Consider the following 13,028-nt stretch of genomic DNA (forward strand, 5'->3'; position numbering starts at 1 on the left):
GACAGTGGAAGTGTTGAAATTCATCAATCCTGCCACTCATAACTCATTATTATGATACAGTTTTTTCCTTATCTGAATTAAGGCTTTTGTTGTTTTTTCCAGATCCGGAGCGTTGGGTAGCCTGGAAATGGAATAATGATTTTCTATAGACTGTATCAGGTTTTCTGCCTTTTGCATGACGCTTTCGTAAGACTGGTTTCCCGCTTTGATGTCTAACAGTTCATCACGGTTATCAACACGGATATTCAAAGAGTTGGTTTTAAAAATCTGTTCACAGGACTGTAATAAACGGATGGTGTGCATCATATTCTTGCTGTCGTAATTCTGTCCATGGTTCTGATTGACATTGTAACGGTCTTCATTGCGCTCAGCTACCCATTTCCAATATTCCCTGTAATTTTTGCAGTACACAGAGTAGGCATCAAGGTTGCAAAACAGATAAGCAACAGGTTTTTCATCTTTAGGAATGGATGATACGGAAACCTGGTTCGCTTGTTCATTTTGAATGATTCCTTTATAGCCCAACGTTCCAGATTCATCATAAAATAACGAATACATTCCTTTTGTATGGTCAATATTTACCAATCCACATTTTTCCTGTGATAAACCACCCCGTTCTCCAGAGGAAGGGAATTCATGCAGCCATTTTTTCAATGGTACAGAACCTTGTCCATCAAGGATAAAACAGAAATCCAGGATTGATTTTCTTTCTTTATCAATAGGATTTAAAATCTTTTTGTTGAGACCTTTTGCTTTTTTAATCTGCGAAACAGCATATCCTGCAAAGGTGTCTTTGCATAGTTTTGACAGGAAATCCTCCGTTTTCAAAAGATCCATCAGTGGATGTTTATATTGAATACAATCTTCCGGACTTGCCAGAATTTCCAGAATATTAGGATTATTTTTCTGCAGCAGTTCTACAAACCTCCCGATTTCATAGTACGTAAGGTCATTCGTCTCATTGGAAATCTGTGGAATATAGTTCAGTCCAAAGAAATCTTCCTTCGGCAGATAATACACCCCGCGGATATCCGTATCAGAATTTTCCGTTGCCAGCCCAAAAGCCCGGCTTCCGGAAATGGCTTCGAAGAGGAGGAGGTTTTTGTTTTTTAGGTCTTGGATGGTCATTCCTTATCTTGTTCCTTTTCTGGTAAATTTCATACCATATAAATACAAATCAGGAATATGGTACTTCTTTTCCTCATTTGTTTGTTTTGTTTTTTTATAAGCTTTATAATCTTTTAATACTCCGATTGTTTTTAGTTTTTCTATAATTTTTAACGGTTCTTCTTTCAGTTTTTCCAGAGCATCTTCTAAATCTTTATCATTTATTGGTGCCCTGCCGTTTGGTACATTACTATATAAATTAGAAAAAACATTTTCTAATTCAGGGTATTCTTCTTTTAATTCATCAACTTGTGATGCAGATACAAATTTTTCTAAAGCTTTTTCAATATTTTTTGAACGAATTATCCTATCTTTTGGATGATCTTTTTCATCTTGCTCGAGTTTAGCACTCTCAACAAATAATTTTATCAATGTTCGAGGATGTATTTTATTATTAGTATCTTCTATATGTATTCTAACCCAATTATAAGGATACGCTTTGTTATTACCCCCCATGTTTTTACCAAATATTTTATCTAATATCTTCTTGTGTTCAGTTTCTGTAGTTAGATTTGGAATACTTCCTAATATTTCGTTCTGCTCAATTTGAAAATCTGTAAATAGATCAGAATGTTTATTTTGTTCATAGATTCTTTTCCATACAACATTTAATAATTGATCATATTGCCATTCTATTTTTTGGGAGTAATTTGATATTTTTACTTTATCAGTAAGGCCAGAAACTTCTCTATCAAAAATATCACTTCTTAAAAATATTTTAGATTTTATATTGCTAAATCTGTTTATATAGTCATAATAAAAACTTACCAATGAGCTAACTAATCTTCCTCTTAAATCATTTACATCAGGTAAACCTGCATCCAAATAATCATAAACAATAATATATGTTTTTTTAGATTGAATTAAATTTCTGTTTACATCATCTAATATATCTATTAATAATTCACCAATATTAGGTTCTTTTACTATATCCTTAAGATTAATAATTTTGGCTTCTTTTATCCTATTACATAATGTTGATTCAGGGAGTACACTTGGGTTTAATTCTCTAATTAATAATAATATCCAATAATTTCTAAATAAAATAGAATCAAAATCATTTAAAGATTCAAAGTTAGTTTTATCAGGAAAATTTGCATTACCTTTTTCAAAGCCGATGATCCATTCTGTATTAAGTATTTCAGTGGAATTAACGCCACAATAGATTGCAAGTTCATTTGCATAGTTTTTATGAGACAATACAGAAAATAGAGCTGTTTTACCCACACCTTTCTCTCCTAGAATTAAAAACTTATCTTTTTCAAAAATATATTTATAATCTTTTCTAGGATAAAAAAGTTGTTTTAAATCCTTTTCTTCTTTAAATTCATTTTCAGAAGTTCCAGTTGATATATTTGTAATACATTCTAAAACATTTTTGTTAGTAACGTTATCATTTATAATTTCTAAATTTTGGTTTAAATCTGAGTTAATTATTATATCTGCAATTTGCTGATAAGGGTTATTTGGACTTTCCAAAAGTGAAGAAAGCTTATCATTACTGTTAAGTATCAATGCTTGAGGGTTATAAAATATGTCTATAGGATAATGCTCAGCAGTTTCATCAAATTGAGAAGGAATATTGTCATCATAATAATAATTTGTAAATATTTCATAACTTTTTTCAATATAATAACCCCTTTCTTCTTTAGCAACATTTTCATCTAAGGGTACTGGAGAGTTAATTAAATAAAATTTAATATCTTTTTTCTTTAGTTTTACTAATTCAGGTAATAGACTTTCAAGGCCAAACATATTTTGTTGATTGCCATAAAATAAAAGAAAAATACTTTGAGCATAACGATTAAATACTAATCCACCAACATCATTTATTCCTGTTCTTGTATCAATTAATATATAATCCGGACTCAGTTTTTCTTCCATCTTTTTTAAAAATAAGTCAGGTATATATTGATTTGAATCTCCAAAACGGATATTTGTTTTGGATAGTTTGCTTATATATGAATTTGCACTTTCATTATCTGTTGCTATTGCTGGAACAATAAAAATCTCTCCTCCTTGAGTTCCTACAAGTGCTTGCTCATTTTTTCTGAAATAATAATCATCTAGATTTATTTTCTCAAAATTTCTATTATTGAACTCGTAATCAATCATAAAGTCTACAAATCCTTTAACAGATAGTAATGAATATGATTCGTTATTTTGATTTGCAAAAATAGATGATAATCCAGGTGCTTCTAAATCAAAATCAACTATCATAACCTTTTTACCTTGCCTAGCTAACAATAAGGCAGTTAAAACTGTAGATGTTGTTCTTCCAACACCTCCTTTAAAAGAATAAAAAGATATTACAGGACTATTTAGTTTAAATGAATCTTTTATAAACCAATTGGTATTTTCAATATGCCTATCAGAAAAATAGATATTTTTACTACTATCCTCTAAATTACTTGAATTTTGTAAATCTTCATAGATAAAATTATCTTGTATTTTATCTATGAATCTAATTGCATCAACCTTTGTAATAATATTTTCAGGAATTATTATTTCAAATTCTTTTTCAGCAACTATAAATATGGCAAAACGGGAATAAATATTACGAACAATAAAACATATTTCAAAACTTCCCAAAGTTTTTGAAAAATTTATTATTTCATTTTTAGTTTCATTAAAGCTTTCCATTAATTATAATTTAAATTAGTGTATAACCGTCAATTTCCATTTTTGTAATTTTTTTCATAGCAATATCAATTTCTTTTTGATAGTCAATCGAATTTGCTTCAACCCATTGGCTCGTAGATTCTATATATCGTTTTATTGGATGCCACTTTCTACTCCCAGTGATTATTTTTGGAAAATTGATATTCATATCAACCATATATGGAGATAAACTTGAATGTGCTATAATATATGAAATCTCTCTCTGCATGTTAGCAATATTATGTCCATAAGTAGAACCTGATGTATTATGGTGCATACCTAAAATTATTTTAGCGTAACATTCAATTACATAACCGGCTAGATAGCAAGAATTATGAAAATCTAGATTGTTATGAAGTGTTTTTGATGACTTATGCATCCTCTTTAAAGTTTCTGAGAAATTATCCAAGCTATTGTTTTTTTTATAAAAATACAATTGTTTTCTTTAATTTCCCAATATCTCCCTAAAAACCCTCTCCATCTCACCTTTATCTGCTTTTCCTCCTGACAGACTTTTCGATTTTTCTTCATTTTCCGCGATTGTTTTCTCCAGAAAATCAAACAGTTCCCAATCATTCGGGTGGTAGTAAGATTCTCCTTTGGTTGCTTTTAGAGCAACAAGATCTTCTATTTTTCGTCTGGTGTTATCATCCGTCAAAACAAGCAAATCACTGAAAAGTATAGGAGGAACCGTTCCTTTCTCTATGATCCACTTTCCTGTTAATGTTGTTCGTAAGCAATAAAAATAACTTTTTAATTTTACTTCATCACTTCTGCAGGCTTCCAGATATTTCCTGCTCATGCTCAGATAATGGTAAGAAACCGCAACCGGAGAAAAACAGGCATCTGCCAAAGGTTTGAACAGTTCTACAAACTTTTCATCCGCTTTATAAACGATAGGAGAATAAAACCAGCTCAGCAAAGCTGCATTCGACTTTAACAAGAGATGAAAGGTCTTTCTCAGATCCCAGCCGGAACCGTCCAGATCATCTTCTGTCATAAATTCTATCGTTTCATCTTTATCCCACGGAGAAAGATACCAGTCTTTGTCGTGACGGTAGATAAAACGTATATCATAATCACTGTCAGGAGATGCAAAACCCCATGCTCTGCTCCCTGATTCTACGGCCAGAAGGACTTCTACGCCCTTTGCAGCTTCCACTTCTCTTATTTTTTCAAGTATTTTTGGTGTCATTGGTATTGATTGATGATGCAAAGTAAAGAGTGAAGTGCGCAATGTTCTTACGTTGTTTTTTTTGTTGCGAGGTCCGGGTTTTGGGTTTGAGAGTAGGAGAGTGAGAGTGTTTGAGAGTTATAAGATCAGAGAGTTTGAAATTGTGGGATATTTAACTTCCAGCTCCCAGCTTCTGGCTTCCCGCTTATAAAAACTCCAGACAAATCATACAAAATCCTCTCTATTTCACTAATATTGCACTTTTCCATTTAACATCACCATAAACATCCATGTTATCATCAGAATTAAAGCATAAAATTGATTTTAAAACAAAACCGTTAGGCGCATTAGGACATCTTGAACATCTTGCCCATAAAATCGGAATGGTTCAGAAAACTACTTCACCACAGTTATTGAATCCCCATATGGTAGTTTTTGCAGCCGACCATGGGATTGCCAAAGCGGGGTTAAGTGCTTATCCACAGGAAGTCACCTATCAGATGGTCATGAATTTCCTTGGCGGAGGTGCTGCCATCAATGTTTTTTGCAGGCAGAATGGTATCAGCATAAAAATTGTAGATGCCGGAGTCAATTTCGATTTTCCGGAAGGGCTGAATCTGGTAGACAAGAAAGTAAGAAAATCCAGCCGTAACATCCTTGAAGAACCTGCCATGACATTAGAAGAATATCATCAGGCTCTTAAAAATGGAAAGTCTGTGGTTGCTGATATTGCTAAAAAAGGCTGCAATATCATTGGTTTTGGAGAAATGGGAATCGGGAATACTTCTGCTTCTTCTTTAATGATGAGCAAGCTGTTTGATATTCCTATCACCAATTGTATAGGACGCGGAACGGGACTGAATGATCATCAGCTGGACAATAAGATCAGTATCTTGAAAGAAGCTATTGAAAAATATCCGGCTGAAATGACTGAGGATGAGATAGCCCAAACTTTTGGAGGGTTAGAAATTGCCCAAATGATTGGTGCAATAGAAGAAGCGTACCATCACAATATGCTGATTATGGTAGACGGTTTTATCGCCACTGTCGCTGTAGCCACCGTATGGAAAAAGAACCCCGAAGTTTTGAATAGCTGTATCTTCTGCCATGTAAGCAATGAAAATGCCCATCCTCAGCTGCTGGGACTGATGAGAGAGCAGGCTGTCCTCAATCTGAATCTGCGCCTGGGAGAAGGAACAGGTTGTGCATTGGCCTATCCGATTATTCAGAGTGCGGTTAATTTCCTGAATGAAATGTCCAGCTTTGAAGATGCAGATGTATCAAATAAAAACTAAATGAAAGCTATAAAAAACGAACTGATCTATTTTGCAACCGCCCTCATGTTTTTCACAAGAATTCCGGTTCCGTTTACCATTCCGTATTCGGGTGAAATCATGAATAAATCTCAGAAATATTTTGCCTGGGTGGGATTATTGGTTGGATTGTTCAATGCTGTGATTCTTTATCTTTCCACGTTGCTTTTTAATCTTGAAATAGGAATTGTTGTCATGATGATTTCAAGTGTTCTGTTGACAGGAGCGTTTCATGAAGACGGCTTTACGGATATGTGCGACAGCTTCGGGGGAGGATATGGAAAAGAAAAAATTCTGACGATTATGAAAGACAGCCGGGTAGGAGCGTATGGTACAATAGGGATTATTCTGCTTTTTGCTTTAAAATTTTACAGTATTCAGGCTTTGGGAATGAGTGATCCAATAGGCGTTTTACTGATTGTTATTTTAGCTCATACCACAAGCAGATTTATATCGGGAACGATGATTTATACCCATCAATATGTCACTGATATTGATGTCAGCAAGTCAAAACCTTTAGCCAATAAACCTTTGGATAAGATGGCTTTGCTGGTAGGGTTCATCAGTGTTTTAATTGCTTTTTACCTAATTCCGGACTGGCGTTTGATTTTTGCTTTTGCTCTGGCTTATTTAGGAAAAATATATATGGGCTGGTATTTTAAAAGGCATATCGGAGGTTATACCGGCGACTGTCTGGGTTCAGTACAGCAGGTTTGTGAAGTTTTATTTTATTTAGGAACAATCATTGTATGGAAATTCATGTAATCCGGCATACAGCTATAGAAAATCCGGAAAACCGATGTTATGGTTTTGCTGAAATGCCTTTACGTAAAGAGTGTATCCATGATTTTAAATCGGTGGATATTGATGATCATTATGATGTAATTATTTCAAGTCCTTCTGAGCGATGCAGTCTTTTAGCTGATTATTTTAAATTCGATTATCAAACAGATGAAAGGCTTCGTGAAATGAATTTTGGAAACTGGGAACTGAAGAAATGGACAGATATTCCTGAAGAGGAAATCAATCCCTGGTACAAGGATTTTATCCGTGTAAACGCTTCCGGAGGAGAAAATCTTCTCGAAATGCAAAACCGGGTCCTCAAATTCTGGAATGAATTGATTCGGAAAAAAAACAGGGAGAAAGTGCTCCTCATTACTCATGCCGGAGTTATTCGTCTGATCCTTCAGGCTGTGCTTCAGTTTCCGTTAGAGAATATGTTCAGTATTCAGATTGATTACGGGAGAAAAGTGATTATTAATTGGAATGACGGACTATTTTCTGTTAAAAAGGTGAATGTTTAAAATCATTTTATATTCTCATTACAATAAAGAGTCCGTCTCACAACTAGTGAAAACGGACTTTTTTTATGATTTTTCTCGACTTCCTTTCAGAGAAAGGGTTTCATACAGGAGATTCTCAACCACATCATTTATTTGTGAGACTAACTCATATTTTAGAATCTTCTGAAAGGTCTTACCCTTACCATGTTGTAATCTTTGTTGTATTCCCACATATAACCAGCATATCCGTCCAGAATTCTTGCTGAGTTACCACCCGGTATTTCGGTAGAACTCCAATAATACTTTTGAGATACATCATTCCATGGGTTGGATGCAATATTGTAAACATTCTTGGCACTTTTATAGAATGCCATTAATTCTTCTTCAGAAGGTAAAAACCAGCTACCAACGCCATTTACAGTATAATTGGCACATAGTCTGGCCGCGCAGTTGGCATCCGAACATTGGGAAATAATTCTTGTGGTATTAGCAGGTCCTGATCCCATTACAGCCTGAGTCTGGTTTATGATATTAAATGTACATCCCCATTTGATCTTATCAGAACCATTATAAGTAAGGTTGGCAGGAGCAGCTTCCAGATATCTCCAGCCGTCCGTAAACTCTCCCTTATCATAAAAAACATATCCTCCTGAAGCACCAATGGCACCTGCTGTTTTAAATGTTTTTTCGTCCGAATAATATACCTGTGCACCTTCTTTTACATAAGATCTTACATAATATGTAGTGTTCGGAAGTAATGCCGTAGCTTCCAGCTCGTACGCTGAATAATTATTAGGATTTGATATTTTGATGATTTGACCGTTTGAGATATTCACTCCGGCACTCGTTCTGTAGCAGAATCCTTTTTCATCAGGAGAGAACGCTTCAAGATAATTGACCGTAATATCGTCCGTGCTTAAAGTGGCTGAAGTAGTATATATTGCTTTAGCCATTTTGAATGCAATATCCATCTTTGCAGGCGTAACGAATGTTACGTTATCTCCATAAATAATATCACCATTATTAGCTGCAACATATGCTCTTACATAATAAGTAGTTGATTTTTCAAAATCAGTACTGTAAGTTGCCATAAGCTGATAATCTCCTGTAGTATTAGTATACTCTTCAATCATTTTGGAATTGCTGATAGTAGGATTAATATTCTTTGCCCAGCAGAATCCACGTCTTGAATACCCGGATCCGGAAGAGGTTACTGTTCCTGCAAATTTGAACTGTGCATTGCTGAAAGCAGGTTTACCGGTTACCACTTTTGGAGAAGCATTGACATTGTTGGTTGTACCGTTTTCATCATCTCTGCCGCCGTCTGAACCACATGATACCAGGGTAAGGGATAAGAATAGAAATAATAATTTCTTCATGATTATGTTATTAGTTTTAATTAGGTTGGCAAATATATAGAAAAAGATGATCACTTTAAAAAAAAATTGCCTGTCGTTGAGACTGTTGCAATAGATACAAACCAAAAACGCCACCCAATATAATAATCAGATGACGTCATGGAATTTATTTAAAAATTCTGATAAAACTATCTTTTTCCAGGCTTTCCAGCGATAAATCAAAATCAGCATCTGTTTTTTCTGAGGTAATCTTACCTCCAAGCTCTTTGATAAGCTCATTGAAAGACATCGCTTCATACCATTGCTGATACAATGCACGTGTTGCCATCATGGAAACCTGGCTGTTTCCTGAAACATGAGAATGTCCGGCTCCGAAATTCAACAGTATGAAACATTGTTTTTCATTTTTTGTCAACAGCATTCCCAGAATCATTTGCTTTTGAACAGAATTACACCTGGCTTCAGCAAAAAGATGGTTAGGATTCATCATATAATCGTAGGAAATATCATCTCCTTTTCCGATCACAATTTTATATCCACAATTCGCGTCCCCGCTGAAAACATTATTCATGACAAGCGTTGGCGCACAATGTCCTTTATTGGCGTAAAGATATTCAACAGCACCGTTGGGAGCAGAAGTCATATCTCCGGAATACATCAATTGTCCGTCACCATGATTATAAGCTGCATTCCAACCTATTTTTCCGGCGATATTCAATCCTGAAAGATCAAGGTCATTCGCACCCCATTTGTCTTCCCAATAAATACCTACCGCAAGTCTATCACCATAAAAACGCGTTCCGGCAGGAATATTTCCAACAAACATTTTTTCAGAAGTTGGCAATGCAAATTCTACATTCTCTGGGAAGTAGAATTTCTTTCCGGAAAGGTTTTCATATTTCAGTTTCAAAAAGTCCAGAATGAAATCATAATTGAACTGATTCACGTAAGTTTCTTTCCCTTTTTTAGTCCATGATTTTCCGTTTCGAACTCTGTAAACAAAAGTATCCTGACCATACATTCTTGAATAACATGCTGATAATGCCTTGAATAGGGCAAATGGTGTCGCGTTTTCCAGCCAGTGCCAATCACTGTTTTCCAGTAATGTATTGGTAGCATCATTCAACGGGTTTGAAACCAATGGTTTATGGTGTACTTTAGACAGCTTGGATATTTTGTTGATCGCTTTTGGTGCTCTGTTTTTATACGCCAGGAATAATGGTTTGAATCTGTTGAAAATTTCTGCCATTTTTTCCATTCCAAAGCTTTCAAACAGGTATGTCGGATTGAAATTACTTTGCTTAATTAAATTAATCAAATCATCATTTTTGATTAAAAGTGTAGTGTTCGTTGTTTTATAAATAACATAACGGAAAAACTCAACGGGATTTTCAGGATAAACATCATAGAGATCCGCTATTTTTATAACCGCTTCTTTATTTCTGATGTTCTCTTTTCCTGTAAAATCGTATTCCAGTTCCGTATGTAAAATAGAAAGCAAGTCGTCAATGGTTTCTTCTTTTAAAGCGATGCCTGATCTTAAAAGGGCAAGACATTTTTCCTGCATTTCTTCCACAGAATAAGCCTTGATAACTTTAAAAATCAACTTTGTACCAGGAACATTCAGTATTTCATCAGGAATATAAATTTCACTTTGGAAATTACTTCCATAGGTTGAAATATAATGTCTGATCTGTTCAAAAAATAAATCAATTCTGGAAGTATTCTTTATTTTCTCCCAGGATTTATGAAAAGTTTTATTCAAATCATTGCCATTCAGTTTTTCCTTTGCATAAAAAGAGATGATCTCATTTTTTGCCCATAAAGCATCCGGTTCAATGATGAAACCCTCATCAGAAATAAATGGCTTTTCATCGGACTTCCTGGCCAGTACAGCATTGAATAATTGTAGTGTTTTCATTGTTTTAATTTTAAAAAAATAAGTGAGGAGTAGATTCATTAAAAGTGAAGGGTATAGGAACTCCTTTTACCTATAGTCTATAAAAAGCGGGGAGTATTTTTCCAAAAAATATAGGAACTCCGTTTGCCTTATAATTTGTAAAAAGGCGGAAAGTAAATCTGGAAATATAGGAACTTTCTTTGCCTTAATTTTAAAATTTAGCTATTGTTTTTATTTAAACCTTACGGGTTTCTAAAACCCGTAAGGTTTGACCATTCTATTAAAAATTATGCTTTTCTGAATTTCTTCTTTTTCTTCCATGGAGCATTCTTCTGAACGTCTCCGGCCATGATACATCCGTAGGGCATCACTTCATCCAGAACTTCACAAAGTCCGTATTCTTCTATCTGTGCTCTTACATTCTTAGCACTTTTATAAGCGCTTGGAAGTTCAGAAATATCAACCTCATTGGAGTAGAAACGGATATCCAATCCTGCCGTTTCCTCATTGAAGATTTCTTCGGTTGTTTTATGAGCCAAAGATCTTTTATGCTGGCTTCTGCTGAAATTTCTTCCTGCTCCATGCGGTGCAAAACCTAAGTTTCTTTCATTCGTTTTTCCCTGAACAATCAGTACCGGTTCTGCCATATTTAAAGGAATCAGTCTTGGTCCTGTGATATCAGGCATGAATTTATCATCCAGCGGAGTAGCTCCTTTCGCATGATAGAACAGGTCTCCGTCTTTGAAAACGAAGTTATGTTCGTTCCAATATCTGTTTTCGTTCTCCATTTCCAGTTTGTTCAGTACGGCGTCATGAAGAGAAGTATGGTTTTCTTTGGTCCATTGTCTAATCAATTGCAGTGCTTCCCAATAAGATTTCCCTTCTTCGGTATCATAAGGAATCCAGGCGTTTTCTCTCAATGTTTCAGGGGAGATTTCCTGTCTGAAACGGTTGGCAACCTTCATTCCTTTATCATATAAGGCAGCTCCCGGTGCTCTTGATCCGTGATGCGTTACCATCATCGTGTTTCCTGTATTTTTGGAAATTCCAACGAAAAGGAAATGGTTTCCGTCTCCCTGGGTTCCCATATGAGAACGGGCAATGCTGATCAGTTTTTCATCATTTAAGAATTCATTTTCTCTGAAAGCATCCATTAGTTCCTGAGACATCGGCATCTGTTCACCTCTTGGTCTTCCTCCATATCCGAAGTGGGTGATAGAATGCGCAGCATCCAGAACATCTTTAGGATTGGTCTTTCCGAAATCTGTCAGCATTACTGAGCAACAGATATCGGCGCTGTGAAATCCCGGGTGAATGGCATTTTGAGCGACAACCACACCTCCTACCGGAATCTGGCCTTCAGGGCCTGTAGGGCAGGCATCAGGCATTAAAGCTCCGCCAACCAGAGTAGGGGTTTTCATCAGAACATTCATAGTTTTGATTACCTTGTCCACATTATCATTTTCACTTTCATGTTCTGCACGGATGTTGATCATAAAATCTTTAGCCGTTTCATGAAGCGGAATAATATCAGGTTGTTTGAACTGTAGCAGATATTCTGCGGTCTGATGCTCATCCAGATTATTCTCATTGATATAGCTGATGGCATCTTTAAACCATTTTGCCGGTCTATATCCTAATTCGATTAAATGATTTCCATTAAATTCCATTTTGTTCATTTTGATGATGCAAAGTAATATCATTATTGCGCAATAGTTTTGCGTAGGTAAAGAAATTTTAATTATTTTTACAAAGATTTATTAAAAAAGTGAAAAAAAGCCCTTTGGCAGATTCGTAAAAGAGTATATAATTAAAAAAACAAGGCCCATGGTATTATTAGAACAATTAAAACATTTCCCGGAAACCATCCAGTTTAACGATGTGATCGCTCATATTGATGAACATTATGAATTTACTCCTACCGCATTTCAAAACGGTGATACCACCAACCAGGCCGGGCAGAACAACGGTTCATGCAAAGTTTTCAGCTTTGCAAGCATTAAGGATCTGACGAAAGACGAAACACTTTGGCTGTTTGGTGAGTTTTACAGAGAAGATGTTTTGAAAAAACCTGAAGGAAATGATCATCAGAATATCCGGAACTTTATGAAATTCGGCTGGGAAGGAATTACTTTTGATGACAATGCATTAAAAGAAAAATAATTGTAGGAA

At 35.2% G+C, this 13,028-nt stretch carries 11 protein-coding genes; 4 read left to right on the forward strand and 7 right to left on the reverse strand.

The annotated features are described in order from the left end of the window. Positions 1-36: 36 nt before the first annotated feature. The 4 genes from C8D70_RS12525 to C8D70_RS12540 are packed head-to-tail and all read right to left on the reverse strand — an operon-like array spanning position 37 to position 5,023. Positions 37-1,128: a DNA polymerase beta superfamily protein gene (locus C8D70_RS12525; protein WP_110367532.1), complete on the reverse strand. Its 1,092-nt coding sequence runs from the start codon at positions 1,126-1,128 to the stop codon at positions 37-39. A 3-nt stretch (positions 1,129-1,131) separates the two neighbouring features. Then, positions 1,132-3,810 carry a ParA family protein gene (locus C8D70_RS12530; protein WP_110367533.1) on the reverse strand — a complete coding sequence of 893 codons (2,679 nt, stop codon included), beginning with the start codon at positions 3,808-3,810 and terminating at the stop codon, positions 1,132-1,134. Between the two features lie 10 nt (positions 3,811-3,820). Next, positions 3,821-4,237, reverse strand: a complete 417-nt coding sequence (locus tag C8D70_RS12535; protein WP_146212885.1) for a hypothetical protein — start codon at positions 4,235-4,237, stop codon at positions 3,821-3,823. A 36-nt stretch (positions 4,238-4,273) separates the two neighbouring features. Further along, the gene (locus C8D70_RS12540) at positions 4,274-5,023 is read right to left on the reverse strand and encodes a DNA polymerase beta superfamily protein (protein ID WP_110367535.1); all 750 of its coding nucleotides are present in this window, start codon (positions 5,021-5,023) and stop codon (positions 4,274-4,276) included. A gap of 269 nt (positions 5,024-5,292) precedes the next feature. Here C8D70_RS12540 and cobT point away from each other — a divergent pair, with 269 nt between their 5' ends. From cobT to C8D70_RS12555, 3 genes are read left to right on the forward strand one after another with little or no spacing between them, the layout of a single operon-like run. Further along, positions 5,293-6,297 (forward strand): nicotinate-nucleotide--dimethylbenzimidazole phosphoribosyltransferase, encoded by a 1,005-nt coding sequence (gene cobT / locus C8D70_RS12545; protein WP_110367536.1) that lies wholly within the window; start codon positions 5,293-5,295, stop codon positions 6,295-6,297. Continuing rightward, on the forward strand, positions 6,298-7,080 hold the full coding sequence (locus C8D70_RS12550) for an adenosylcobinamide-GDP ribazoletransferase (RefSeq protein WP_110367537.1): 783 nt from the start codon (positions 6,298-6,300) through the stop codon (positions 7,078-7,080). It begins immediately after the preceding gene. Next, a complete protein-coding gene (locus C8D70_RS12555) occupies positions 7,065-7,619 on the forward strand; it encodes a histidine phosphatase family protein (protein ID WP_110367538.1) in 555 nt (184 codons plus the stop codon). Before C8D70_RS12550 ends, C8D70_RS12555 begins: the two co-directional genes overlap by 16 nt. Positions 7,620-7,771: 152 nt before the next feature. On the opposite strand, the gene C8D70_RS12560 is transcribed toward C8D70_RS12555, so the two are convergent. The 3 genes from C8D70_RS12560 to C8D70_RS21325 form a co-directional block, all read right to left on the reverse strand. Then, complete coding sequence (locus C8D70_RS12560) at positions 7,772-8,977, reverse strand: hypothetical protein (protein WP_076595768.1); 1,206 nt, start codon at positions 8,975-8,977, stop codon at positions 7,772-7,774. Positions 8,978-9,122: 145 nt separating this feature from the next. Next, a complete protein-coding gene (locus C8D70_RS12565; RefSeq protein ID WP_110367539.1) occupies positions 9,123-10,877 on the reverse strand; it encodes a hypothetical protein in 1,755 nt (584 codons plus the stop codon). A 266-nt stretch (positions 10,878-11,143) separates the two neighbouring features. Then, positions 11,144-11,944 (reverse strand): RtcB family protein, encoded by an 801-nt coding sequence (locus C8D70_RS21325; protein WP_410493711.1) that lies wholly within the window; start codon positions 11,942-11,944, stop codon positions 11,144-11,146. Positions 11,945-12,683: 739 nt separating this feature from the next. Between C8D70_RS21325 and C8D70_RS12575 the strand changes: the two genes are divergently transcribed. Next, positions 12,684-13,019, forward strand: coding sequence for a HopJ type III effector protein (locus C8D70_RS12575; RefSeq protein WP_110367540.1), 336 nt, complete (start codon positions 12,684-12,686; stop codon positions 13,017-13,019). Positions 13,020-13,028 lie beyond the last annotated feature (9 nt).

Origin of the sequence: Chryseobacterium sp. CBTAP 102, assembly GCF_003201365.1 — a bacterium.
Taxonomy (GTDB): domain Bacteria; phylum Bacteroidota; class Bacteroidia; order Flavobacteriales; family Weeksellaceae; genus Chryseobacterium; species Chryseobacterium candidae.